Source organism: Mesorhizobium sp. Primo-A (assembly GCF_003997175.1).
Classification (GTDB): Bacteria; Pseudomonadota; Alphaproteobacteria; order Rhizobiales; family Rhizobiaceae; genus Mesorhizobium; species Mesorhizobium ciceri.
Genome location: NZ_RZTG01000009.1, coordinates 152,692 through 177,255, shown reverse-complemented (window position 1 = coordinate 177,255; position 24,564 = coordinate 152,692). Strand labels below are relative to the sequence as shown.

At 61.7% G+C, this 24,564-nt stretch carries 30 protein-coding genes and 1 riboswitch; of the genes, 25 read left to right on the top strand and 5 right to left on the bottom strand.

The annotated features are described in order from the left end of the window. Positions 1-40: 40 nt before the first annotated feature. Together EOC83_RS18170 and EOC83_RS18165 are read right to left on the bottom strand one after the other, a co-directional pair. Positions 41-346, bottom strand: coding sequence for a hypothetical protein (locus tag EOC83_RS18170; protein ID WP_013530780.1), 306 nt, complete (start codon positions 344-346; stop codon positions 41-43). Positions 347-419: 73 nt separating this feature from the next. Continuing rightward, the gene (locus tag EOC83_RS18165; protein WP_063168562.1) at positions 420-689 is read right to left on the bottom strand and encodes a hypothetical protein; all 270 of its coding nucleotides are present in this window, start codon (positions 687-689) and stop codon (positions 420-422) included. A 215-nt stretch (positions 690-904) separates the two neighbouring features. Here EOC83_RS18165 and EOC83_RS18160 point away from each other — a divergent pair, with 215 nt between their 5' ends. The 9 genes from EOC83_RS18160 (at position 905) to EOC83_RS18120 (ending at position 8,239) form a co-directional block, all read left to right on the top strand. Next, on the top strand, positions 905-3,238 hold the full coding sequence (locus EOC83_RS18160) for a hypothetical protein (RefSeq protein WP_063168561.1): 2,334 nt from the start codon (positions 905-907) through the stop codon (positions 3,236-3,238). A gap of 66 nt (positions 3,239-3,304) precedes the next feature. After that, the gene (locus EOC83_RS18155) at positions 3,305-4,600 is read left to right on the top strand and encodes a hypothetical protein (RefSeq protein WP_063168560.1); all 1,296 of its coding nucleotides are present in this window, start codon (positions 3,305-3,307) and stop codon (positions 4,598-4,600) included. Positions 4,601-4,636: 36 nt separating this feature from the next. Further along, positions 4,637-5,428 (top strand): class I SAM-dependent methyltransferase, encoded by a 792-nt coding sequence (locus EOC83_RS18150; RefSeq protein ID WP_063168559.1) that lies wholly within the window; start codon positions 4,637-4,639, stop codon positions 5,426-5,428. A 482-nt stretch (positions 5,429-5,910) separates the two neighbouring features. Beyond that, the gene (locus EOC83_RS18145) at positions 5,911-6,621 is read left to right on the top strand and encodes a glycosyl hydrolase 108 family protein (protein ID WP_063168558.1); all 711 of its coding nucleotides are present in this window, start codon (positions 5,911-5,913) and stop codon (positions 6,619-6,621) included. Continuing rightward, entirely contained in the window at positions 6,618-6,833 is a 216-nt protein-coding gene (locus EOC83_RS18140; protein WP_063168557.1) for a hypothetical protein, read from the top strand. Before EOC83_RS18145 ends, EOC83_RS18140 begins: the two co-directional genes overlap by 4 nt. A 1-nt stretch (position 6,834) precedes the next feature. Continuing rightward, positions 6,835-7,068, top strand: coding sequence for a phage-related exported protein (locus EOC83_RS18135; RefSeq protein ID WP_013530787.1), 234 nt, complete (start codon positions 6,835-6,837; stop codon positions 7,066-7,068). After that, on the top strand, positions 7,053-7,238 hold the full coding sequence (locus tag EOC83_RS18130) for a hypothetical protein (RefSeq protein WP_063168556.1): 186 nt from the start codon (positions 7,053-7,055) through the stop codon (positions 7,236-7,238). The genes EOC83_RS18135 and EOC83_RS18130 overlap by 16 nt, the downstream gene beginning before the upstream one ends. After that, positions 7,238-7,561 carry a hypothetical protein gene (locus tag EOC83_RS18125; protein ID WP_013530789.1) on the top strand — a complete coding sequence of 108 codons (324 nt, stop codon included), beginning with the start codon at positions 7,238-7,240 and terminating at the stop codon, positions 7,559-7,561. Before EOC83_RS18130 ends, EOC83_RS18125 begins: the two co-directional genes overlap by 1 nt. 363 nt (positions 7,562-7,924) lie before the next feature. After that, the gene (locus tag EOC83_RS18120) at positions 7,925-8,239 is read left to right on the top strand and encodes a hypothetical protein (protein WP_013530790.1); all 315 of its coding nucleotides are present in this window, start codon (positions 7,925-7,927) and stop codon (positions 8,237-8,239) included. Positions 8,240-8,324: 85 nt separating this feature from the next. On the opposite strand, the gene EOC83_RS18115 is transcribed toward EOC83_RS18120, so the two are convergent. Continuing rightward, positions 8,325-9,032, bottom strand: a complete 708-nt coding sequence (locus EOC83_RS18115; protein WP_013530791.1) for a hypothetical protein — start codon at positions 9,030-9,032, stop codon at positions 8,325-8,327. Positions 9,033-9,331: 299 nt separating this feature from the next. On the opposite strand from EOC83_RS18115, the gene EOC83_RS18110 reads away from it, so the two are divergent. Both EOC83_RS18110 and msrA read left to right on the top strand, forming a co-directional pair. Beyond that, positions 9,332-10,879 carry a glycosyltransferase family 39 protein gene (locus EOC83_RS18110; RefSeq protein WP_063170277.1) on the top strand — a complete coding sequence of 516 codons (1,548 nt, stop codon included), beginning with the start codon at positions 9,332-9,334 and terminating at the stop codon, positions 10,877-10,879. A gap of 82 nt (positions 10,880-10,961) precedes the next feature. Then, a complete protein-coding gene (gene msrA / locus EOC83_RS18105) occupies positions 10,962-11,480 on the top strand; it encodes a peptide-methionine (S)-S-oxide reductase MsrA (protein WP_013530793.1) in 519 nt (172 codons plus the stop codon). A gap of 69 nt (positions 11,481-11,549) precedes the next feature. On the opposite strand, the gene EOC83_RS18100 is transcribed toward msrA, so the two are convergent. Then, the gene (locus tag EOC83_RS18100; RefSeq protein ID WP_013530794.1) at positions 11,550-11,867 is read right to left on the bottom strand and encodes a hypothetical protein; all 318 of its coding nucleotides are present in this window, start codon (positions 11,865-11,867) and stop codon (positions 11,550-11,552) included. 184 nt (positions 11,868-12,051) lie between these two features. Next, positions 12,052-12,165: riboswitch (TPP riboswitch) on the top strand. Between EOC83_RS18100 and EOC83_RS18095 the strand changes: the two genes are divergently transcribed. From EOC83_RS18095 to EOC83_RS18070, 6 genes are all read left to right on the top strand, one after another. Further along, positions 12,156-12,764, top strand: coding sequence for a YkoF family thiamine/hydroxymethylpyrimidine-binding protein (locus EOC83_RS18095; protein WP_063170276.1), 609 nt, complete (start codon positions 12,156-12,158; stop codon positions 12,762-12,764). Its footprint overlaps the riboswitch before it by 10 nt. 92 nt (positions 12,765-12,856) lie before the next feature. Further along, on the top strand, positions 12,857-13,618 hold the full coding sequence (locus tag EOC83_RS18090; RefSeq protein WP_244514357.1) for an ABC transporter permease: 762 nt from the start codon (positions 12,857-12,859) through the stop codon (positions 13,616-13,618). Beyond that, a complete protein-coding gene (locus EOC83_RS18085) occupies positions 13,615-14,382 on the top strand; it encodes an ABC transporter ATP-binding protein (protein WP_063168554.1) in 768 nt (255 codons plus the stop codon). The genes EOC83_RS18090 and EOC83_RS18085 overlap by 4 nt, the downstream gene beginning before the upstream one ends. Continuing rightward, positions 14,375-15,397 (top strand): ABC transporter substrate-binding protein, encoded by a 1,023-nt coding sequence (locus tag EOC83_RS18080; RefSeq protein WP_063168553.1) that lies wholly within the window; start codon positions 14,375-14,377, stop codon positions 15,395-15,397. Before EOC83_RS18085 ends, EOC83_RS18080 begins: the two co-directional genes overlap by 8 nt. Before the next feature lie 172 nt (positions 15,398-15,569). Then, positions 15,570-16,265 carry an isoprenylcysteine carboxylmethyltransferase family protein gene (locus EOC83_RS18075; RefSeq protein WP_024501580.1) on the top strand — a complete coding sequence of 232 codons (696 nt, stop codon included), beginning with the start codon at positions 15,570-15,572 and terminating at the stop codon, positions 16,263-16,265. Between the two features lie 313 nt (positions 16,266-16,578). Continuing rightward, entirely contained in the window at positions 16,579-16,776 is a 198-nt protein-coding gene (locus tag EOC83_RS18070) for a DUF3309 family protein (protein ID WP_082826496.1), read from the top strand. 282 nt (positions 16,777-17,058) lie between these two features. Here the strand turns inward: EOC83_RS18070 and EOC83_RS18065 are convergent, their stop codons facing one another. Continuing rightward, a complete protein-coding gene (locus EOC83_RS18065) occupies positions 17,059-17,316 on the bottom strand; it encodes a hypothetical protein (protein ID WP_013530800.1) in 258 nt (85 codons plus the stop codon). An 84-nt stretch (positions 17,317-17,400) separates the two neighbouring features. Here EOC83_RS18065 and EOC83_RS18060 point away from each other — a divergent pair, with 84 nt between their 5' ends. The 8 genes from EOC83_RS18060 to EOC83_RS18025 all read left to right on the top strand — a co-directional run bounded on the left by EOC83_RS18060 (position 17,401) and on the right by EOC83_RS18025 (position 24,536). Further along, positions 17,401-17,670: a DUF982 domain-containing protein gene (locus EOC83_RS18060; protein WP_013530801.1), complete on the top strand. Its 270-nt coding sequence runs from the start codon at positions 17,401-17,403 to the stop codon at positions 17,668-17,670. A 229-nt stretch (positions 17,671-17,899) separates the two neighbouring features. Continuing rightward, a complete protein-coding gene (locus EOC83_RS18055; protein ID WP_013530802.1) occupies positions 17,900-18,625 on the top strand; it encodes a GntR family transcriptional regulator in 726 nt (241 codons plus the stop codon). 3 nt (positions 18,626-18,628) lie between these two features. Then, positions 18,629-19,669 (top strand): ADP-ribosylglycohydrolase family protein, encoded by a 1,041-nt coding sequence (locus EOC83_RS18050; protein WP_063168552.1) that lies wholly within the window; start codon positions 18,629-18,631, stop codon positions 19,667-19,669. Beyond that, complete coding sequence (locus tag EOC83_RS18045) at positions 19,666-20,637, top strand: PfkB family carbohydrate kinase (RefSeq protein ID WP_063168551.1); 972 nt, start codon at positions 19,666-19,668, stop codon at positions 20,635-20,637. Before EOC83_RS18050 ends, EOC83_RS18045 begins: the two co-directional genes overlap by 4 nt. A 57-nt stretch (positions 20,638-20,694) precedes the next feature. Further along, on the top strand, positions 20,695-21,756 hold the full coding sequence (locus tag EOC83_RS18040) for an ABC transporter substrate-binding protein (protein WP_013530805.1): 1,062 nt from the start codon (positions 20,695-20,697) through the stop codon (positions 21,754-21,756). Between the two features lie 64 nt (positions 21,757-21,820). Continuing rightward, positions 21,821-22,684, top strand: a complete 864-nt coding sequence (locus tag EOC83_RS18035) for an ABC transporter permease (protein ID WP_013530806.1) — start codon at positions 21,821-21,823, stop codon at positions 22,682-22,684. Beyond that, positions 22,684-23,472 (top strand): ABC transporter permease, encoded by a 789-nt coding sequence (locus EOC83_RS18030; protein WP_063168550.1) that lies wholly within the window; start codon positions 22,684-22,686, stop codon positions 23,470-23,472. The genes EOC83_RS18035 and EOC83_RS18030 overlap by 1 nt, the downstream gene beginning before the upstream one ends. Next, the gene (locus EOC83_RS18025) at positions 23,472-24,536 is read left to right on the top strand and encodes an ABC transporter ATP-binding protein (RefSeq protein WP_063168549.1); all 1,065 of its coding nucleotides are present in this window, start codon (positions 23,472-23,474) and stop codon (positions 24,534-24,536) included. The genes EOC83_RS18030 and EOC83_RS18025 overlap by 1 nt, the downstream gene beginning before the upstream one ends. Positions 24,537-24,564 lie beyond the last annotated feature (28 nt).

Genomic DNA, 24,564 nt, shown 5'->3' with positions numbered 1-24,564 from the left:
AGTGGGCCACCGCGGACGCATGCCGGCCCGCCGGCACCGTTCACAGCTGGTCGTTGTAGGGTTCCTTTATCTTGCCGACCATGCGGGCCAGCTTTGAGAAGGACGGCAGCTCCGCCTCCGGCTGGCACTGGTTGGCGAGTTCCAGCAGCCGGATCGGAAAGTTGACGGCGTCGCGGCTGGATGCGGACATGCCTTCGGATCGTTCCTCGTTGGTTTCGCCGGCCTCGGTCTTGCGCAGGGCCAGGTCGATTTCCTCCGCCGTCAGCACCCCCTTTTGAACCAGGAGACGATTGATCGAGGCGACGGCCATCAACAGGCCTTCGAGTTGCAGGTTGGCGACATTCATGGCGATTGCTCCCGTGGCTGGGGTTGAAACGCACGAGCGGCATTTCCGCTCCAGAAAGGCTGCGGGCGAACGCCTATTCCTGCGTCAGCCGTTCGCCATATTCGCGCCACAGCGCCTTGACCTCCAGGTTGCCGAGGCTGCCGATCGAAACATCCCCACAGCTGATGGCGACGGCGCCGACGTCGTATTGGGGGTAGGCGTTGGCGACGAAACGGATGGCTTCGCCCAGCGAACGCACGCGGATGACTGGATCGGCCTGACCCTGGCCGGTGCTGCACACGCCGGAAACCGTGGCTGGTGCATGCCGCATCCTGAACACGGATGCCATGGCTGGTCTGTCCATCGTCCTCTCCCACAAGGCCGTGCGACGGGAATCATTCCATGAGCTTCGACGAATGATTTCACACCTGCCGGCTTATGACCAGCCGCCGGCAAAAGCAGGGTTTTACGCGCTTTGCCAGCGTCGCTCAGCGCGGGAGTTTCGACCAGACTAGGAATTTTTTCTCAGAAAGTGGTTGACGGGGTGAGTGCAGCTTCGCCTTCCAGACGCTGAACCCTGTGATCGGCACCGACGACATTGTGCTGTCGTTCTACCAGTCCGACGACACAGTCGGGGATATCCAGGCAGCCGCGCAAGGCATCATCGACCAGGCCCAGGCCGCTGCGGACGTAGCGACGGGCGCCATGACAACCGTGCTCGATCCGCAATTCGCGACCAAGGCGACGGCGGAGGCATTTTCCCCACCGATAGCACCCACATACATCCGCACCGCCTTCTACGACAGCTCTCAGGTGGCAGGCAGTGGCGCTGTGTACCGCAAGAATGGAACGAATGTCGGGGATTTGGTGATCATGCTGAGCGATGGCATGACGAAGACAGGCTATACGCTCGCCTCGACCCCGGTGACGGCATCAATGCTCGGGGCGCGTGGTAACGGTACAAATGCCACGGCTGCTATCAGTGCACTGCTCGCGGGCAGCTATCCGCATGTGCTGATTGACGGCTCCTACCAGACCGACGGCAACCATACGATCTCGACAGCGAAGAAGCGCGTCGAATGCCTGGGCGGCTCTGCCCTGATCCTGCGCGCGCCAGTCGGTGCCGTTACCGGCCACCATCCCGTCATCGATATCGCTGCCGATGACGTCCTGATAGACGGGGACCTCACGATTGATGGTGGATCACATGCCGGCTACCAGGCTTCTATCGGTATTCGCGTCGGCCTCTCCACTGGTGCACGCCGGAAGCGGCCGACAATCCGCGGCGTGAAAGTCCGCAATCTCGGCCTTGCCGGTGTGATGGCGCTCTGTGTCGACAGCCCGACGATTGAGGACATTGACGGCTATAACATCGTCACGCCAACCGGCGGCGAGTTTGGCGACACGGTTTACGTGGCCGGCGTCCGCAAGCCGATCGTGCGCAACATCCGGTCGGCGAAGTGCAAACGCGACGGTGTCGTGTTGACCTATACGGGGAATCTAAACACCACCGACGTGTTGGTCGACGGGGTTTTCGCCGATGCACATCTCGACAGCCCCTCCGCCGGTGTCTGGGTGGAGATGACCGGTGCGCGAGATCCGCGAGGGATCATAACTAACGTGGTGGCGAATGACTGTCTGATTGGCGTAGCTGCGACTGACGCCAACAGCGAGATCGTCATTTCGAATGTCAAGGCAATCGGCAACCGGCTCTCCGGTAGTTCTGCCGGTAACGTCTTCGGCGTTCAGATTCAGTCGGGCCGGCTCGATAACTGGTACATCGATCGCTACAACACAGCCCTGCAATTGGAACCAAACGGCGAATATCAGTTCGCCCTCAGCTCGCAAGTTGGATCGTTTGCGATTAGCGAAACGGTCAGCGGCGGCACCTCTGGCTCGACCGGAACCCTGCGGTTCCAACATTTTGAAATCGTCATTACCGGTTCAACCCTCGACTATGAACTCGGTGAGACGGTGACAGGCGGTTCATCCGGCGCGACGGGCATCTTGGTCGACTTCTTTGCCAACGTGCTGAGGGTCTTGCCGATAAGCGGAACGTTTCAGGCCGCTGAAACAATCACTGGAGGCACCTCTGCGATTGCCAAAACGGCAAACAGCGCGACCCAGCGCATCTATGTGCGCGGTTCGGCCGGCATCTTTCGGGCTGGCGAGACTATCACGGGCGGAACGTCAGGTGCCACAGCCGTAATCGCCGCGCCCTACCAGACGCCACTTGCGATCGGCCCGGGCACGTTGATGAACTGCTCGACCGACGCCATTGTCGTTGCGAACGTAGTGACACCGGCGAGCCTTAGCCTTTCTGGCATCAGGGGAAACACCCAGTCGCATGGCGTCCGGTTCAATCTTTCGGTGGGCCAACGGCTGCGCAAAGCCAGTCTCAGGGACATCGCCCTGAAGAACCCGACCTCCATTGGCGTTGCCTTTCGGGTAACCACCGGCGGCGCGATAGACGAAATGCTGGTCGATGGCTTTGACATGACGGAATGGGTTGGCGATGGCACCGGCAGTTCCATCACGGCCGGCACCGTGACCAGGTTTATTGGCGGCAACAATCCCGGCCTGCAGGGGACGTCGAGTGTGCCGATCAATCTGAGCGTTAACACAACGCTGTCCGGGCTTCACAACCGGGCACTCTGCCACAACAACAGCGCCGGCGCGACGTGCACACATACGCTGCCGCCTGCCGTGCCTGGCCTTCGGATCGGCTTTGCCGGGGTACACGCAACCCATGTCATGAACATCGAGCCCAACGGGACGGACACGATCAAGGGCGGCGGTGCAGGCAAATATCTCATTCTCGATCCCGGCGAGCGTGTAACCCTGGAGGCATACGCAACGGGCTCATGGGTGGTCAGCGCGACAGTCGGTTGGGCGGGCGATTTCGAGTTGTGACTTTGTCGTTGTGAATGACCGAATCGCCTAGGTTGCTTTTTTGATCCAAATAGTCGAACGAAAGATATGGTCCTCGCTCTGTGGTCAATGGTGGCCGTGACCACCTTTATACTTGTGGCCCGCCACAATCGGGTTTCTGTTGTAGCGATTGGCTATATCGGCCTTCTTGCTTATTCGGTGCCCGCGCTGATTGGCTTCACGCGGCCTGTGAGCGCGAAAGGATTGGTGCCATATCTTGAGCCGGCGTCGTCGGAAGCAATTCTGGTGATGGTCGCTGCTTGGCTAGGGTTCGGGTTGGCGCTGCTGCTGATGCCTTCGTCTGTGGGCGGCAGGCGTCCCCCTTGTTACCAACTGCACCCGATGCGGGTCATCTGGTTCATTCGGTGCGCGCTGATCATTTCTTTAGCCTGCTATGCATGGATGGCAAACAGGGCTGGACTTGAGTGGTACGCGATGGAGCGTGCCGACATCTATGACGCCGTCGGTGGGCTCATTTCCATCGTGTGGCGTTGGGTCAGCGGCATCGGTCTTCTGGCATCAATCTATTTCGATAGGCCATGGGGTCGCGGCGCTCGTATTTATCAAGCCATCTTTGCGTTAATGGTCGCACTTAATGCGATCGCGGGTGATCGGACGGTCCCGGTGATCTTGGCAATGGCGTTTGCCATCGTGTTATTGTGGGAGTGGCCGATAACGAAGGCGGCCCTGCATTGGAAGGCATGGGCGATCGGGCTGGCGACGCTTGCGATCATCTTCTTTATGAAGCCCTTCTATCTGGCCTACAAACGCGACCTGCCGTTTGGCAGGATGCTGACAGGCGGTTCTGATCCGATGGCTATGGTGGCCTCCTGGGAAGCCTTCGGCACTCATGAAAACATCGAAGGGCTGATTAGGAGTAGCACGACCTATCCATGGTGGAACACGGTTCGCGATACCTTGGCGCAACTGCTAATTCAGCCGTCGGCCTTCGGCTTCGACAGCACTGGGTTCAACACGGTGCTCCAGACCCAGATATTTTCACAGGCGTTGTACGGCTTGGCTGGTACATTCTGGGGGCAGGCGTGGGCGATTGGCGGTATTCCCGTTGTGATCGTATTTGGGTTGATCTATGGCGGAGCGTTGGTGGCGTTGCATCATGCTTCGCTCAAAAGTAAGGGTATGTGGTTCTTCTTCTGGATCATCCTCGGCAGCGTGATTGGGGTCTATGCGCACCGGAATGCCTTGGAGAATGTTCTTGCGCAGGCACGGCAGCCATTCGTCGGTTTCGTGACGATTCAGGTCTTGGTGTGGGTACTGCTCTTCGGGCGCTTCCATACCAGCATTCCGGCTGTTCCGATTGTGGGTCGAGACTACGGCAAATGAACTGACGTTGAGCGGCGCCTTGGGGGAGGCAAATGAATGGTGGAGCAGGTATATCTCGATCGGCAGCATGATCGTCTTGTATTCATCGACCAACCAGCCGACGAAGGATTCTGGGACGATCGTTGGGCGCAATCCCTAACAGCAACGGACATTCGGAAAAAGAGCGTCTTTGTCCAGCATGTTACCCGAAAGTATTTAAGCCCGCCTGATCGAGTGATTGATGCAGGCTGCGGTGTGGCAAACACAGTCTTTGGGCTCCATCACGCCGGGTTCGAGGCATACGGACTAGACTTTGCCCCCGTAACCATCGCTAGAATCAAGAAGCACGCCCCCGAACTTAATATCGTTCTCGGCGACGTGCGAGAAATGCCATTCGAGGATGCCTTTTTCGAAGGGGTGTGGTCCTTAGGGGTGATCGAACATTTCAAGGATGGTTACGCATCGATCATCGAGGAGGTACGCCGAGTGCTGAAACCTGGCGGACTCCTTTTCCTAACTGTCCCCAGCGTGTCGCCATTGAGGCGTCTAAAGATGCGGCTCGGTCGATACGAAGATGTGAGTGCCGCGGACATGGCTCGATTTTACCAATTTGCCTTCACCCCGAACGACACAATTAGAACGATCAGCGGGATGGGGTTCCGGCTTTTGGAAAGTCGGTCCAGGGGCGGATATCTGGGGTTGATGCGGGAAAGCAATTTGTTCAAGCGCCTGCTTGAACCATTGTATGAGAGCCGGTCGCGACCGATGGTGACCTTACGACGCGCGATCGACTTAGTGATCAGTCCAGTATCGTTTCACACAAAGCTGTTCGTCTTCAAAAAGAACTAGCTGAAACTGAATTTTCGAACTCCGACCTCAGTTACTTGTATCCAGCACGAGTTGTCGCGGCGCTTCGACTGAAGTCCTGTTGATCATTTCCGCAGCGTCAACGCGCCGAAGACTCATTCATTGATCTTTATCCTGACGGAGCTTCTCATCGATGTCTCTCAGGCTTTTGTTGTACGCTCGCGTCTCTCGCCGCACCCCTATCGTGGCAATAACTACCCACGCGATAGAGAAGGCGCCGATGAGGACTCCTAAAACTAAATGTCTTATGTCAGGCATATGTGCTTTTGCGCGTCCTAGGTGCGTCAATGACTTACCGAGCGCACGATTCTCTTGCCGATACTCAGAATTTTAAGTCTGTATCTGCCAACTTGGCGAATGATATCCAGAATCATAATCGCCCGCGCCAAGCCTAACCTCCACCCGGCGAACATACCAAAAATCAAAAACTGAACAACTGCCCGGAAGGGCGGAAAGGAAACACCATGGACCGCAACTTCGCGCGGGCGCTTGCGCTTGTTCTCAAATCGGAAGGCGGGTGGTCGGACCATCTGGCCGATCCTGGCGGCGCCACCATGAAGGGCGTGACGCTTGCCAGCTTCCGCCGCTATGTGAAGGCGGGCGCGACAAAGGCGGATCTGCGCGCGATCAGCGACGCGCAGGTCGCCACCGTCTATCGCCGCTTCTACTGGGACGCTGTGCTCGGCGCCGAGTTGCCCGATGGCGTCGATCACGCGGTATTCGATTTCGCCGTCAACAGCGGGCCTGGCCGGGCGGCCAAATATCTGCAGGCGGCCGTCGGCGTTGCGCAGGACGGCCGGATCGGACCGGTCACCGTCGCGGCGGCCAAGGCAAAGCCGGCCGGTGTGACCATCGATGCACTTTGCGATGCGCGGCTGGCGTTCCTGAAGCGGTTGCCGACATGGGCAACATTCGGGCGCGGCTGGTCGGATCGGGTCAGGTCGGTGCGGGTTCAGGCCCTGCTGATGTCGGCGCAGCGCCCCGCCGCACCGGTGACCGCGGCGGCGCCGCCCAGGGTCGAAACATCGGCCAATGGGGCGCCGTCGGTTCGTCTCGAGCAGCCGACGCCCGGCGGCAAGACGGCTGCCGTGGCCGGCCTCCTCGTTCTCATGGCCGGAGCGCTCGCGGCCGTCCGGCATCAGATCGCCGATTTTTTCGGAAGCCTGTTTCGATGACATGGTTCAACACCAATGCGCTGCACAATCTCCTCAACACGCTGATCGCCATCATCTGCGGCGGCGCGCTCGCCGGCTTTGACTGGACGCTGCTCGGCGTGAGCGACCGCACCGCCCTTCAGATCAGCGGCGCCATTGCCCTTGCCAAGATCATCATCAACGCGGTGCGTGACGGGCCGCGCGGCATGGTCGCGCCGGCCAAGGAGACATGAGATGGGAACACTCGCTTTCGCGCTGCTTGGCCAGGCCTGGCCGTATCTTCTGGCAATGGGCGCCGCGCTCGCCGGTGTCTGGACGGCCTACGCCAAGGGCAAGGCCAACCAGAAGGCCAGGCAGGATGCCGCCGACGCCGCGGCGCGCACCGAAGCCCAGGAGATCGACGATGCCGTCGCCGGCCGGGCGCCGGACGACAACAGAGGGAGGCTGGCCAGATGGTCAAAATCATAGCGCTCTCGCTCCTGCTGGCCGGCTGCACCACATCAGGCGGATCGTTCTGCGCGGCCGGGCATCCCATCCGGCCGACAAGGGCAGAGGCGGCGGCCCTTTCCGACGCGTCGGTGGCGGCGATCCTGGCTCACAACGAAAAGGGTCAGAAATTTTGCGGCTGGAGGCCATGATGAACGATCTTTTCGACCTGCTCGGCATCAAGGGACCGGTCGTGGCGGCGGGTCTCGCCGGCGGCGTTCTGCGCGCGCTGTCGCGGCATCGCTACAAGCTGCGCGAAATGGTGGCCTCGCCGATCTGCGGCGCGCTTGCGGCGGCTTATCTGACGCTGCCGGCGGTCTCCTACGCCAGGATCGCCGGCCTGCCGATGCCCGATCCCGCCGACGACACCACCACGCTGGCGGCCGCCTTCCTGATCGGCGTCTGTGCGATGTGGATTTCGGACGTGCTGTTCGAGTTTGTGGTGCGGAGATTCAAGCCGGGGGTGGAGGAGTAGCTGTTGGCACCGCGTCGTCTGTTGGCTGCTGCCTGACGGAATTACCGAGACAGGTGGACCTGGCGCGGCGTGGCTCTCATTTCCAGGACCGACCGCTGCCCGCTTCGGCTCACGCCGGGGCGGGCTTTTTTGCATTTCCGATCGGCCATTGCTGAGCGGCATTCGAGTTGACCGGTCTCGTCGTCGTCCGTTGTGATAAGCAAGTTAATCATGTCGGTTATGCATAATGATTATTGTTAATTTTTGATTGAAGCACCGAAACTAGATAAAGACTTGAGCGGATGAATTGTTCATATATTGTTAAGCAAGAGGTAGACCACAGAAGACGGAAGCCATCTCCATCATCAAACGGGAGTAGCTTTCATGAACAAGTTCACTGTTATTTTCGCCGCTGTTGCAGTTGCATCGTCCGTTGGAGCCGCCGAGGCAGGTTGTGGGTGCGGAGGTTCGGGCGGCTGGGGAGGCAATTCGAGCAGCCTGATCAATGTTTCGCCGTCCATCGACCTTGGCAAGATCACCGCGCTGAACGACGTGCTCAGCGGCAACAACATCCTGAGCGGCAATGTCGTCTCAGGCATTCTGAACGGCAACAAGACCGGCATCGTCGGTGGCGTTCTGAGCGGGCTCGGCGTGAACCTGCTGGGCGGCAACAGCTACAGGCTGGGCAAGCGCCACTAGGCCGGCGCTGCATTTCAACTGTCGAAGGCAACCCAAAATAGCCCGTTCCGGTGCGCCGGGCGGGCTATTTCGCGTGTCGGGCCGATCAAGCGAGGATGTTGACCGCGCGTGCCGCGACCAGCGCGATGGTCAGCAGCGAGATCATGGCCTCGGCCATCATCAGCAGCTTGGCGCGCTGGGAAAGGGGCAAGGTATCGGTGGGCGAAAACGCTGTCGCATTGGTGAAGGCGAGGAAGAAATAATCGACGAAACCGGGCAGCCAATCTCGGAGGTCACGGTCGTTCAACGTCATCTGCGCGAACAGGAAATCGGCCTGCGCAAGCTTGACGAGGCCGCAGGTCGGCGGGCCGCCGCGGTCGGTGCTCCAGAACCACAAGGCAAAGACGATGACGTTGGTGACCCAGATGTTGAGTGCGTCGATCAGCAGCGTCGTGCCGCTGTTGCCGGCATGGCCCTCCAGCAAGGCACGCACCAGCAGGACCAGCGAACCGCAGTTCATGATGCTGATGATGGCGGTCATGGTCAGGGCTGTTCTGCGGATCATGACCCGAAACTGGCCGATCGCATGCCACTCGTGGTCCTCGACCGCCTTGCGGGTGGCGGCCTGTGTCCAGGCGGTGGCCACCGACAAGGGCAGCAGCAGAGCGGCCTCCAGCGCGGGCGCTAGCCAGCGCGGTCCGAATGAGAGATTGTTGATGACCAGAAGCTGCAGGCAGATGATGACGAGAACGGCCGCACGGGCCATCCAGAAATCGAGCGCACGGTAGTGGATGATGGCATGGTGGTGGCGCATTTATCAAATCCTGGATGCTTTTTGGGGGACGGGAACCGGTCAGGCGTAGGCGACGCCTGCCGCGATCACGCCCGATGCGCCGTGCCCGGCATGTTCAGGGCGCTCCGGGACGGCGTGTTCCATTGTTGTCCTGCTGGCATGTGATGATGAGAGAGGCGGCATGGTGGCGCGAAACTCTGCCTCAATCTTGGTTTTGCCATGGTCACCCAAGTTTACATTTTCGTAAGCTTCGAGTTCTGGGCTGTTCCAAAAACCGTCCGGTGTGATTTATCCACCGCATGACGCGAATCGACGAACCCATGAACGGTTGGCTGCCGGTCGGCAGTTCTGTTCCAGGCGACTGGCGGCAGTCGTCGATCTGGCAGGGGCTGACGCGCTATCCAGAAGCCGGCCTGGCGCTTTTATGCCTGACACAGATCCTGTGCTGGACCGTGGCGCCCGCGCTTGTCGACGTGTCACCGCCCAACGATGTCGTCGAAGGCTTCATGTGGGGCCGCGAATGGGTGCTGTTGACCTACAAGCATCCACAGCTTCCCGGCTGGCTGCTCGAGATCAGCCATCTTCTGACCGGATCGTTCCGCTGGCCGCAATATCTCGTGGCTCAGCTAACGATCTCGGCCACTTTCGTGCTAGTCTATCTGCTGGCCCGCGACATGCTCGGGCGAACCCGCGCGCTGGCCGCCGTGCTTCTGATGCCGTCGCTCTATTTCTTCGGCTGGCCGACCCCACAGTTCAATCATGACTACGCGCAGATGCCCTTCTGGGCCGCTATCTGCTGGCTGTTGTGGCGTGCGGGCCGTGGTGGTGGGCCGGGCTGGTGGCTGGCGCTCGGGCTGGTGTCGGGCGTCGGGCTCTATGCCAAGCTTTCCACCGGCCTATTATTGCTTTTCGGGGCGATCTGGCTGCTGTCGGACACACGCGCACGCAGTCGGCTCGCCACGCCCTGGCCATGGCTCGGGCTCGCGGTTTTCGGCGCTGTCGCCGCTCCACTGGCCGCCGAACTCTGCCGCGTCGATTTCCTGCCGCTGACCTATGCCGCCTGGCGCGATCAGTGGGTGGTGGCTCATCGCTCCCGCTTTTATTATATCGGCGTCCAGATGGCTGGGCTCTGCGGCTTTCTTCTGGTGCTGGCGATATCAGGGCTGCTGCGGCGCTCGCCCGCGCCGCAAAAGCCCGTCGGGCGCGGCACGCTGGTCTATCTCTTGTGGATGGGGGTTGGCCCGGCGATCCTCGTCATGGTGGCGTCCCTGTTCACCGGCGCCGGCGAGGCCTGGGGCGCGCCGATGTACAATCTTGCTGGCGTTGTGGCGCTCGCCTTGCTGGGCCATCGCCTCGGCGCCATCGAGATGCGAAAGCTGGCGATCTGCGCGCTCATCTCCATTGTCGGCATATCCGGTGCCTATGCGGGCATCCGCTGGACGAAATGCAATCTGCGTGGGCGCATGGACGCCGTCTGCTGGCCGGCGCAAAAGATCTCGGATGAGGCAGAGGCTGTCTGGCACGCTGCGACGCCCGATCGGCTCGACATCGTCGGCGGCCATGCCCTTATTGCGCCGCTGGCGGGCCTCAATGCCTATGACAAGCCGTCGATCTTCACCGAACTGAACATGCAGTACGCCCCCTGGATCACCAAGGAGCGGCTGCGCGAGCATGGCATATTGCTGGTCTGGCCCGGGCGCGATGTGCCATCTTATCTGCAGGCGTGGGTGGGCGACATCCCGATCAAAACCGTTCTTTTCGACTGGTCGCTCAAGGCGCCGCCGGTGGCGATCAGCTTCGCAGCCATTCCGCCTGGCGCGCGGCAGTTGCCGGGTGCTATCGACGGCCTCGCCCGACCGAGCAACTGAAGCAGATCCGCCGGTCCGCTGGACGAAGCAGGTGACAATGCCCATCTATGTCCAGACAAACTTGCCTTTGAGGAGACGTGATATGGCGACTTCGACCGAACGCGCAGTCCTTGCCGGTGGCTGCTTCTGGGGTATGCAGGATTTGATACGGCGCTATCCCGGCGTCATTTCCACCCGTGTTGGCTACAGCGGCGGCGACGTGCCCAACGCCACCTACCGCAACCACGGCAGCCATGCCGAAGCCATCGAGATCAATTTCGATCCGGCCATCATAAGCTATCGCACGCTGCTGGAACGCTTTTTCCAGATCCACGATCCGACGACCCGCAACCGCCAGGGCAACGATGTCGGGACGAGTTATCGCTCGGCGATCTATTACACCAGCGACGAACAGAAGCGCATCGCCGAGGACACGATCGCCGATGTCGATGCCTCGGGCCTGTGGCCGGGCAAGGTCGTCACCGAAGTCGCACCCGTTGGCCCCTTCTGGGAAGCCGAGCCCGAGCATCAGGACTATCTGGAGAAATACCCCAACGGATACACCTGCCACTTCGTCAGGCCGGGGTGGAAGCTGCCGGTTCGGGAAAAAGCGGTGCCGTAGATACACTGATACGACAGGATTTGAGAAGCCGCGGAGCGCTCGCTCCGCGGCTTCTTTTCATTGCAATTCCTACTTGCCGCAATGGTTGTCATTAACTGTCGGCGCGGTGGTGCCCGGCGACGTTCCACTGGCATCGGGCTGTGCGCCCTGCGGATGGGCAGGGCAATTTTCATCCGCGTTTGAATTCGTGGCGCCCGGTGCTACCGTCGTACTGTTGGTCGTGCCGGGGTCTACCGTGTTCGGCGAAGCCGGCGTATTTGGGTCGACGGTGACCGACTTGCCGCTGCCGCCGGATCCGTCGGTGCCGCTTGTGCCATTGCTCTGCGCCATGGCCGATGTCGCCAGGCCAATGGTGAGCGCCGAAGCTGCGAGGATTTTCATGAACATGGTTTGTCTCCATTGTCTGTGAACTCGTCGCGTAGCGACTGGTGGGACAACCTCGCGGCCTGGTGAAGGTTCCCGATAAATTCTCGCGCCGGCAGAGCCAACCGCTCCCGCCCTGGCGCAATGCTTTTGGCGCAGTGCGATAAAAAAAACGGCTTTTCCTTCAACTCGAATGATGCTTTAAGGCGCACATCCACAGGGGTGCTCCGTACGGTCGGGGCTGAGACGGGGGCGGCAAGCCCACAGACCCTAGAAGCTGATCTGGGTAATACCAGCGGAGCGAGGCGGGCGATGTTTTCAGGCGCACAGATTTCCCTATATCCCATGACCGACGATTTCGTCGGTGTCATCCTTGGCGCGCTCGGTGCGCTCGATCCCTGGCGCGACAAACTCAGGATCGAGACCGACGACATCTCGACCTTGCTGATCGGGCCGCCCGAAGTGCTGTTTCCTGCCATGCGCGACCTCTTCGTGGCGGCGGCACGCAGCGGCAAACATTGCGTGTTGTCGGCCACCATCTCGCGCGGCTGCCCTGGCGAGCCGGACGATCCGATCTGCCGCTCCGATGCGTTTGGCGGGCCCGTCGGTCCACTCGGCCCCCGCAAGGACGCGGCCATCGCGGCGGTGCGCAATGCTGCTGCCACCGGCCAGCCGGCGGCGGCGCAGTTCTCGCTCTATGTGATGGGCACAGACGACCACATGGACGAGATCTACGGCTGCATAGACTTTCTCAAGCAGTCCGGCGTCTATGAGCGCTCCAAACATTTCTGCACGAAACTGCGCGGTGATGCCGGTGCGATCTTTTCGGCGCTGGACGAGGCTTTCTGCCGTTTCGGACCAGGCGCTGGCCACGTAACCCTCGACGTCACGGTCTCGGCCAACAGCCCGTCGGCCGTCTGAAGCCGCGCCGCTCTCGCGGCCGTCAAAGGTTATCTCCCGTGGTCTCATCATCAGTCGCTTCGCGCCCGATCGCGAGCTTTCTCGTCAAGGCAATGCCGGCCATGATCTCGGCCGGTTTGCTCCTGCTGGCGTGGGAGCTTTATGCCACCTATTCCGGCATCAGGGCCACGATACTGCCGGCGCCGTCACGCGTCTTCGAGCAAGCGATGCTCAATCGCGAGGCGCTGGCCGACAATGCCGTTCCGACCATCCGTGCCACGCTTCTTGGCTTTGCCTGTTCGCTCAGCGCCGCCTTCGTGCTGTCGATGCTGGTCGACTTCTTCCAGCCGCTGCGGCGTGCGTTGTTTCCCGTCTTCATCGTCAGCCAGACCTTGCCGCTGGTGGCGGTCGCGCCGCTGGTGGTGCTGTGGTTCGGCTTCGGGCTGGCGCCCAAGATCATGCTGGTGGCGCTGGTCACCTTTTTTCCGATGCTGGTTGCATTGGTCGAAGGCTATGAGGCGACCGAGGCCGAGATCGGGCAAATGCTGCGCGCCATGGGGGCAGGGCGCTGGCGCATCTTCCTGCTGGCGCGGCTGCCTTCGGCGCTGCCTTACTTCTTTGCCGGGTTGAGGATCTCCATCACCTATGCGGTGGTCGGCGCCATCTTCGCTGAATATGCCGGTGCCGCGAAGGGTCTGGGCATCTACATGCTCAACGCCAAAAACAATTTCCGTCCTGATCTGGTTCTTGCCGCCGTCGGTGTCAGCGCGGCGCTGACCCTTGTCCTGTTCGGGTTGACCGTGTTGCTGCAGCGCCTTGCCATGCCCTGGGAGCGAGCCGACAGGGAAACTGCCGGGAAGGGGGCCTGGCGATGAGCCGGCTCGAACTGCGGCATGTGCACAAGGCGTTCGGTGGGCTCGACGTGCTGGCCGATATTTCGCTCAGCGTCGGCGCTGGTGAGTTCGTCTCGATCCTTGGACCCTCGGGTGCCGGCAAGTCGACGCTGTTCCAGCTTCTGACCGGCGCCGAGCATGGCGAGGGCGAGATGTTGTTCGACGGCGCGCGGCTCGACGACCACGGCAGGCACTTCGCCTTCATGCCGCAGCGCGACGCGCTGATGCCATGGCGGCGCATCCTCGACAACACGACGCTCGGGCTCGAAGTGCAAGGTATGAGGAGACAGGCGGCGCGGGCGCGCGTTGCGCCGTTGTTTGCCGAATTCGGGCTTGCCGGCTTCGAGCGGCATTTTCCCGCGCAGCTGTCCGGCGGCATGCGCCAGCGCGCGGCCTTGCTGCGCACCGTGGTGCAGGAGCGCGACATGCTCCTGCTCGACGAGCCGTTCGGCGCGCTCGATGCGCTGACCCGCACCGCCATGCAGCGCTGGCTCGAACAGATGTGGCGGCATCATCGCTGGACGGCGCTCTTGATCACCCATGACGTGCGCGAAGCCGTGTTCCTGTCCGACCGCATCTATGTGCTGTCGGCGCGCCCGGCCCGCATCGTGCGTGAAATCAGGGTGCCGTTGCCGCGCCCGCGCAGCCTTGGCGGCGATGCCGCGCGCCAGGCAAGCGCGCTCGAGGCCGAAATCCTCGACATCATCCTCAACCCCAATCCATCCAAAGGACACGATCATGACTGACTTGACGCGCCGGCAGGCCTTGTTGCTGACCCTTGCCACCGGCCTTCCCTTGATTGCCGGGACGGGTCGGGCTCGAGCACAATCGGCGGCACAAAAGGTCACCGTCGCCCTCGACTGGACGGTCAATACCAACCACATCGGACTGTTCGTCGCCCGCGACAAAGGGTTTTATCGCGAAGCCGGGCTCGAGGTCGACATCCTGCCCTACAGCGATACCGGTGCGGGCACGCTGGTCGCAAACCGCGTCGCCGATTTCGGCATCAACGGCACCATCAGCCTGTTCACCCAGAGAACCGCCGGGGCGGATCTGAAGGGCGTCTATGCGGTGGTGCAATCCGAAACAGGCCGCGTGGTCTTCAATGCGGCACGCAACGAGATCAAAAGCCCAAGAAGCCTCGACGGCTTGATCTATGGCGGCTTCGGCAGTGCCTGGGAAAACGCGCTGATATCGACCATCATTCGCCACGACGGCGGCAAGGGCAATTTCGAGACGGTGACGCTCGGCACCTCAGCCTATGAGGCGCTGGCCAATGGGTCGGTCGATTTCACGCTCGAAGTCTCGACCTGGGAGGGTGTCGAAGCCGAACTCAGGGGCGTCAAGCAGCGCAGCTTCGTCTATGCCGATTATGGCGTGCCTGATGAGCACACGACGCTGATCTCTTCGAGCGAAGCCTATCTCCAGGCCAATCCCAAGCCTGCGGCCGACTTCGTTCAGGCGACGCGACGCGGCTACCAGTTCGCTGTCGACCACCCCGACGATGCGGCAACCCTGCTGATCGCTGCAAACAAGGATGCCTTGACCAATCCGGCGCTGATCCACGCCTCGCTGAAGGCATTGATCGACGGCCATTATCTACGCAGCCAAAGCGGGGCCATCGGGACGATGGATCCGGCCAAGATGGAAGCGATTGGCGACTATCTCTTCGCCTCCGGCATTTTGCGCGATTCCGACGGCAAGCTGGTTGCTCGACGTCCGGATTTCGGGAGCTATTTCCGCAACGACTATCTGAGCTAGTCTGGCAAAACCAAATGACATGGGTCGCCAGTCTTTCTTGGCGACCGCGTGGAGCAGGTCGTCTGGAAGTGGCGCCCTGGCTCCCCGACAGCCAGTTTAATACCGATCTGATCTTGTTGATTAACTGCCCGGCAATGGTTGCGTGCAAAGGTCGCCCTGAGGGATCATTGGGGTGTCTGCATTGCTCATATCAAAAAGCGAGGCGCTTTCGCACGTCAGTGACGGCAGGATTCTGTCCGCAGCCCGAAAGCGTGAGATCCTGGTGGATTTGCGGGAAGGTTTCTTTCGGATCTGCGCGCTGGCCTTCGCGGGCATGTTCGTCTACCGCGGCGTGTATCACCTGATGCTCGACCCGACGCGCATCAATGTGGCGCTGGTGGCAATTTCCGAGATCCTGACCTTTACCTGGCTGCTTCTGTCGCGTCGGCCGAAGGTTCGCGACTGGAACCCGCTCACGGTGGTTGTCTCCGTGATCGCCAGCTTCGGTGTCGGTTTCATCGACCTGGAGCCGGGCGTGGCCATCATCCCGGTCCATGTTGCGGCGCCGCTGCAGGCCCTGGCGTTGGGGTTCGTAATCTGGGGAAAGATATCGCTGGGGCGTTCTTTCGCCATTCTGCCGGGCAATCGCGGCGTGATGACAGGCGGTGCCTACCGTCTGGTGCGGCATCCGATCTATGCCGGCTATCTTGCCGGCCATCTCTTGTTCCTGCTGTCGGCCTTTTCCTTCTACAATCTAGCCGTCTACGCGGTGATCACCTTCTTCCAGGTGCACCGCATCCTGCGTGAAGAGGCGCTGCTGGCCGTCACGCCGGAGTATCGGGACTATATGAAGCGCGTCCACTACAGGCTGTTCTACGGCGTCGTTTGACAGGCGCCCCGGCGCGCAGAATCGTTCGGTCTGCAACCACACTGGCAACGTTCGATCGTCAATAGACCTGCGCATTGTTTGTGCAAGCTAATATTGCGACTTTTACTGGCGTTTATTTCAGAAATTTTGAGATATATATACCACACTTCAATTTCAGTATTCTCTCTCTGTGAAGCTGAAACTCACTACCTCGCGTAATTGCTTCTGCAATCGGCTTCTCGCCATCTCCGGCCGATCGGAAAGCCCGCCACGCTGGTGGGCTTTCTGCGGTCCACAGGCGTGCCGGAATTAAATTCTGGTTGCCGTCACCAGGATGGCCGTTTCTGTTGCTGGCGTGACTTCTTCCGCGCGATGCCCGCCACAATCGCGGAACGGTAGGCCTTTGGAGCGCTCGTCTTTTGAACATCGCAGCTGCGAGGTTCAATCCTACGGCGCCGGCTCCTATGGCGGCGGCGGCCTTGGGCTCGTGCTGCTCATCGTCATCGTGCTTGTCGTACTCGGGTGCATCTAGCCGGGTTATCGCCAACTGATCGCAATCTCGTGAGCGCCCCAATGTCGGCGTGCACCGGATTGTGATGCAGGCAAGCCGGCTTGTGATCCTGCACTCTGCAAAACTTTCGTATGGTCATTGCGGTCCACACCCCCCCGTGGAAACAAGAGGAGAGGGTCCCACCCCTTGTCCTCCTCCAAGGCCCGCTCCGGTTCACCGTAGCGGGCTTTTGCTTGCTGGCGAGGCAAAACCGGCTCGCATCAAACCCTATGGGCGAGGCGTTCAGATGCTGGCGCCAGTCGACTACTCCATGTCAGGCACGTCACCGCTGACGAAGAGCGTGTTCGGCGGACCATATTCGCCCAGCGTCGGATCGGCCTCACGGCTCCAGGCGATGACGCCGGAATGCTTTGCCGTCAGAGCCCTGGCGGTGCGTATGGCGCGATCCTCGCTCTGCTGGTCGGCGGGTCCAAAGGCTGGGAACAACTCGCCATCCTCACCGCGATCGAACGCGACCACGACGATCAGCCTGGGATTTTTCTGGCCACTGGAATCGGACATCTTGCACCTTTGGCGCAGAACCTATCACATTGCTCGGGGTTGAAGGCCGCGAATCGATGAATGCCGACTTTGGGGAGTGGCATCGTGCAAGATCAGCGTTTCGATGAGCCGGTCAGGATTGCGCTCGGCCGATCGCGAAACTCGATCTTCAACGTGGAGCGGGTCGCTCAGGCTGCCGACATCCTGCTGAACCGCTGGCCGGTTGCGACCGGGCAAAAGCATATGGTTGCCCGCAAGGCCTGTCTGGCCGTGCTCGAGGGAAAGAAAGAAGTCTCGGCGGCAAGAGCGGCGTTCATCAACGCCGCTATCGAGGCGGACATCCTCGTCGAACCGCGTGAGGTGTCGATCCCGTAGCCTGTCCCTGGTGAAATTGAATCAGGATCTGGCTCCATCCCCTTGATGTATGCCCCTTTTTGGCGATCGCCGACCGGCTTTTCAGGGCTATTGACCTGCCTCTCGGCACGCCCTGCACGGTTATCCCGCACATTTCGCTGCCTGTTGGTCAGTCTTCGGCATCTGTTGACATAGCATCCGGGCCTCGGTATTGAACAGGATTATACAGGTTCATTGAACAGGTACCCTTATGAAGCGGCGCGCGGTTCAACTGTCTCCCGGCACGGGCAAGCCCGAGCAGATCGCCACCGTCCTCGAACATGAGATCCGTTCCGGCGTCCTCGGTTTCGGCGACCGCCTTCAAAGCGAGAACGAACTCGTCCAGCGCTTCTCCGTTAGCCGCAATACGGTCCGCAAAGGCCTCGAGGAACTGTCCAGCCGCGGGCTGATCACGACCAAGGTTGGTATCGGCTCGTTCGTCACCTTCGACGGCAAGCCGGTCGACGACTCGATCGGCTGGTCGCGCGCGCTGGCCGATGCCGGCGCCAATGCCGAGACGCGGACGCTGCGGCTGGAGGTCATCGAAGACCCCGATCTGGCTGCGCTGCTTGGCATCGAAAGCCCGTTCTTCATCGCCGTCGACCGGGTGCGCACCAACGCCAGCGACGGCCATGCGATCTCCATCGAGCGCAGCCGGTTGCCATTGTCCTCCGAGCTCGAGGACGTACCGTTGCGCGGATTGCGCGAGGGCTCGCTGCACCAGACGCTGCGCGTCGCCGGCCTCATTCCCGACCATGGCGAGGAATGGGTCGAGATCGAGATGCTCAATGCCGAGGATGCGGCCATCCTCGGCTGCCCGCAAGGCACGCCTTTCCTGCGTGGCCGCCGGCTGACGCGCGCCGCCGACGACCGGCCGATCGAGTACGTCACCAGCCTGCTCAATCCGGCGCATTTTGCGCTGCATATGAGGTTCTGAGCGATGTCGGATGCGACCAGCAAGGCTATTGACCGCGCCATGGGGGCGCTTGTCGGCGGAGCGCTGGGCGATGCGCTCGGCATGCCGACGCAGCTTTTGTCGCCGGTTCGCATTGCCGAACTCTACGGCCATGTTGAGGATTTCATCGAGCCTTTCCCGGATCATCCGGTGTCGAAGGGATTGGCCGCCGGCACCATCACCGACGATACCGAGCAGGCGTTGCTGCTCGGCCGCATCCTGGTCGAATCCGGCGACCGTTTCGACCACGCGCGCTGGGTCAATGCGCTGCTCGACTGGGAACGCGAGGTTAAGGCGCGTGGCAGCTATGACCTTTTGGGGCCATCGACCAAACGCGCCATCGACGCCATCAACAATGGTATGCCGGCTGAGGAAGCGGGGCGCAGCGGCGACACCAATGGTGCGGCGATGCGTATCGCGCCGGTCGGCATCATGATGCCGCTCGAACCGTTGGAAGGATTCGTCGGCAAGGTGGCTGAGACCTGCCGGGCCACGCACAACACCTCGATTGCCATCGCCTCCGCCGCTGCCGTTGCGGCAGCCGTCAGCCGCGGCGTCGCCGGCGGTGGCTGGCGCGACGCTTCCGCCAGCGCGGTCGCGGCGGCGAGGCGAGGGGCGACACTCGGACATTGGGTGACCGGCGGCGACATCGCCGCGCGCATCGTCTGGGCGCAAGACATCGTACACGGCAAGGCGATCAGGGATGCGATCCGGCTGATCACCGATCTGGTTGGCACCGGCGTCGCCAGCCAGGAATCCGTTCCGGCGGCCTTCGCCGTGCTGGAAGTCGCGCGTGGCGACCCATGGCAAGCAGCCGTCATCAGCGCCAATCTCGGCGGCGACACCGATACGATCGGCGCCATCGCTGCCGGCATGGCCGGCGCCTGCAGCGGTTTTTCCCGATTGCCGCAACAGCATATCGCCCGGCTTGTCGGCCTCGACATGTCGGAGGTTCGCGCGCTCGCCGCCGATCTCGTGGCAGCAAGGATGGCGAAAATCGGTTCCGGCAAGGACGCGGCGGAATGAGCGGCCGTCTCGTCCATGTCGGCAGTGCCGTGGTCGACTATGTCTACCGCATCGACGCCCTGCCGGCGCCCGGCATGGAAAAGACGGCATCGAGCTTTGCCCAGGTCGCCGGCGGTGGCTTCAACATGATGGTGGCGGCCAGCCGCACCGGCAGGCAGGTGGTGTTCGGCGGCCAACTCGGCAGCGGGCCCAATGGCGATTTCCTGCGCGCTGCTTTCATAGCCGAGGGTATCGAGACACTGACGCCGCCATCGCCCGTGATGGACAGCGGCAACTGCGTCGCCATGATCTCGAGCGACGCCGAACGCACCTTCGTGTCGTGGCCTGGTGCGGAGAGCGTTCTCAGCCTCGACATGATGGCGCCGGTCGCGGTGGCGCCGGGAGACTGGGTGTTCACCTCCGGCTACACGCTGAGCTACCCTAAGAGTCGCGATGCGCTCACTGATTGGATCGAGGCGCTGCCGGCAGGTATTCCCTTCGTCTTCGACCCGACGCCGGTCATCACGGACATTCCGCGTCCCATCCTGTCGCGGGTGCTTGCCCGCACCACATGGCTGAGCTGCAACACGACGGAAGCCGCCGAGATTGCCGGCCCAGGCGATGTCGAGGGCCTCGCGGTACGGCTGCTGGGCGACCACTGCCCGAAAGCAGCGGGCGTGGTCATCCGCTCCGGGGCAAAGGGTTGCCATATCAGGTTGGCCGACGGCACGGCGCAGACCGTTGCCGGCTTCAAAGTCACCGCCATCGACACCAATGGCGCCGGCGACACCCATATCGGTGCTTTCGTCAGCGCGCTGGCGCACGGCATCCCGCCCTTCGAGGCAGCGCGCTATGCCAATGCGGCAGCGGCCATATCGGTCACCCGCCATGGCGGCTCGTCGGCGCCGACCGACCACCAAATCCAGACATTCCTGAGCCATGCCGCCGACCCGTCGGGAGCAGGCCGGACACAGAAGGCCAATGCATAACAGCTGGAAAGCCTGACAAGCCCGGGAACCGGGCAAACCCACAGAGAGGAACCAACCATGCGCATGCCTGACTTGACTGCTCTGCTGACGGCGACCGCCGTCTTTACCTCCGCACTCGCGTTCGCTGCCAAGGCTGACGAAGTGCATGTGCTCAACTGGAAGGGATACGGCGCCGACGAACCATGGGCGGTGGAGGCTTTCGAAAAAGCGACCGGCAACAAGGTCGTCAACGACTTCTTCAATTCCGAACAGGAAATGCTGACCAAGATCCGGACCAATCCCGGCCTCTACGACGTGGTCATGATCAATGCCGCCTTCAACGACCAGGCGATGGACGGCAAACTGATCCAGCCGATCGACGTCTCCAAATTGCCGAACTACGCCGACATCAGCAAGGACAAGGCGGGATCGCCGATGCTCGTCCATGACGGCAAGGTCTATGGCGTGCCGTGGGTGTGGGGCCTCACCGCGCTCGCCATTAACGACAAATCCTTCGACAAGCCGCCGACGAGCATCGCCGAGATGTGGGATGCCGCCCATAAGGGCCGCGTCGTCATTCGCGACGATGCCGTCGAAGCGGTGCAGTTCGGCGCCATCGCAACGGGCCAGAACATCAACGACATCAAGGATATGGATGCGGTCAAGGCGAAGCTCACCTCGTTGATGCCGCAGATCAAGACCTTCTGGAGTTCGGAGAACGACTGGAACCAGATGGTCGCCTCCAACCAGATCGACATCGGCACCTACTGGAGCGGCTCGGCCGATCGCGCCAAGACGCATTTCAAATTGCCGGTCTCTCTGGTCGTGCCGCAGGAGGGTGCCGTCGCCTGGCTCGACGCGTTTTCCATTCCGGTCGGCGCCAAGAACGTCGCCGGCGCCGAGGCTTTCATCAACTACATGATCGACCCGAAATTCTACGTCGAATGGGTCACCAAGGTCGGTGCTCCTGTCTCCGCCAACACCAAGGCGGTGGAAGCGCTGCCCGAGGATGCCTTCAACCGCAAGGTCATGGGCGACCCCGAGGTGGCCAAACGCATCCAGTTCCAGGCGCCGATCACCGATGCCCAGCGCGAAGCCTATCTGGCGCTGTGGCAGCAGTTGAAGGTCGACGTGAAATAGAGCCAACATCCCGGCCAGCCGGCGGTTCGCGCCGGCTGGCGTTTCAATCCTGGGGGAGGGTATCATGGCAGCTGCGACAGCGTCGCGAAGCGGGCTGAGATCGGCATTGCCGCTGCTGGCGCCAGCCTATCTCTGGCTGACGGTGGCGATCTTCCTGCCGCTCTCGGCCATGGTCTTTTTCTCGTTCATGACCGAGCTGCCGCTGTCGGGAAAGCCGTGGACATTCACCCTTGGCAACTATGCCACCTTCTTCTCGCAAAGCCTCTATCTGACACTGCTGCTGGCCTCACTGCGGCTTGGCCTCGAAGTGACGCTGTGGTGCGTCGTCATCGGCTATCCCGCCGCTTACGTGCTCGCCAAAGTGCTGAAGGGGCGCAGCCGCGAGGCGATCTTCCTGCTCGTCATCTTGCCGTTCTGGTCGAACGGGCTGGTGCGCATCTTTTCCTGGGCGATGGTTTTGCGCGAGGGCGGCATTCTCGACACCGCGCTCAACGCCGTGCTGCCGTTCAAGATCAACATCGACCTGATGTATTCCTATCCAGCCGTCATCATCGGGCTGGTGCATTCCTACGTGCCTTACATGGTGCTGACCTGCTATCTCACGCTGCAGGCGATCGATGACTCCCTGATTGAGGCCGGGCGTTCGCTTGGCGCTTCACGGCTACAGGTGCTGAAGCGGGTGATCATCCCGCTGTCGATGCCCGGATTGGTCGCGGGTGCGGCCCTGATCTTCGTCCCCGTCGTCGGCTCGTTCATGGAGCCGCGCATCCTCGGCGGTCGCACCGGCACCTTCTACGGCACGGTCATCGAGGACCAGTTCGTCGCCGTGTTCAACTGGCCGCTCGGTGCCGCGCTTTCCTTCATCCTGCTGGCCGTGGTGCTGGTCATCCTGGCGGTGGCGTCGCCGGTGCTGCGGAGGGCCGCGTGATGGCGACGACCCGCGTCCTCGAATGGCTTGGCCGCTTCTACATCGGTCTGCTGCTCGCCCTCCTCTATCTGCCGATCATCATCATGGCGCTGATGTCGTTCAACGTCTCGCCCTTCTACCAATTGCCGTTCGAATGGACGACCGAATGGTACGCTTCGCTGTGGCAGAACGACCAGCTGATCGCCGCCACCTGGAACAGCGTCGAGATCGCCGTCATCACCACCGTCATCTGTGTCGTGCTCGGCTCGGCGGCATCGCTGGCGCTCTATCGCTATGAGTTTCGCGGCAAGAAATTCCTGCAGGCGCTGTTGTTTCCGCCGATCGCCATTCCGTGGCTGATCACCGGCACGGCGATGCTGATCTTCTTTTTCGGCGTCGGCATCGGTCGCGGGCTGCATGCGATCCTGCTTGGCCATGTCGCACTGGCGCTGCCCTATGTCATCGTCGTCGTCTCGGCCCGGCTGCAGACCTTCGCGCCGGAGCTGGAAGAGGCGGCACGCTCGCTCGGCGCCAACCAGTGGCAGGTAACGAGGCGCGTCACGCTGCCTTGGATCATGCCAGGCGTTATTGCCGGAGGGCTGTTTGCGTTTGCAGTGTCGTTCGACCAGTTCGTGGTGTCCTATTTCCTGGCGACGCCTGGGCAGACGACGCTGCCGGTGGAAATCTACGCCGCGATCCGCAAAGGATTCACGCCCGAGATCAATGCGGTCTCGACGATCATCATTGTCGTGTCGATGGCGCTGATGCTGCTCACGGCGCGGTTCTTCAAATTCGGCGGAGAGAAATAATGGCCGGCGTGCAGGTATCTGATGTCTCGCGCAGTTTCGGCGCACACAAGGCGCTGGACAATGTCTCCATCGATTTCGCCGATGGCGGGTTCTATGCGCTGCTGGGGCCGTCGGGCAGCGGCAAGACCACGCTGCTGCGCCAGATTGCCGGTTTCGATTTTCCCGATTCGGGCCGCATCACCATCGGCGGCGAGAGCGTCGAGCGGGTGCCGGTCGAAAAGCGGCGCATCGGCATGGTGTTCCAGAACTATGCGCTGTTTCCCAATATGAGCGTCGCCGACAATGTCGCCTTCGGCCTGTCGGTGCGCGGCGAGGCCAAGGCGGTGATTGCAACGGAGGTGCAGCGCGCGCTCGATCTGGTGCAGCTCGGCAAGCTTGGTGGCCGCCGGCCGCACCAACTCTCCGGCGGGCAGCGGCAGCGTGTGGCTCTCGCCCGCGCTATCGTCACCAAGCCGCGCGTGCTTTTGCTCGACGAGCCGCTCGGCGCGCTCGACAAGGCGCTGCGCGTCGATATGCAGATCGAGCTCAAGCGCATCCAGCGCGAGATCGGCATCACCACCATCTTCGTCACGCACGACCAGGAAGAAGCGCTGACGATGAGCGACCGCATCGGCATATTGCGCGACGGCAGGCTGGTGCAGGAGGGGCCGCCGGAGGAGATCTATAACAGGCCGAAGAGCGAGTTCGCCGCCACCTTCCTCGGCGACGCCAACATTTTTCGCGGCGACAGCACGGGCGATGGCATCCGGCTGGCGGACGGAACGGCGATTGCCGCTGGTGTGGGTGCCAAGCTTGCCGCCGGCGCCAAGGCGAGCTGTGCCGTGCGGCCCGAACGCATCCGCATCGCCAGGGATGCCGGAGCACCGGATGGCAACGCCAACATGCTCAAGGGACAGGTTTCCAAGCGCATCTTCGCCGGCAGCAACAGCACCTATTTCGTCGAGCGTGCTGGTCAGACGTTGAAAGTGATTGTGCAGAATACCGGCATGGAACGGCTGGCAGAAGGTCAGGATGTCGTGCTGCGCTGGTCGCCTGAAAGCACGGTGTTGATCGCGGCGAACTGATCCTCACCGGGTCTTGCCAGACCGTCCG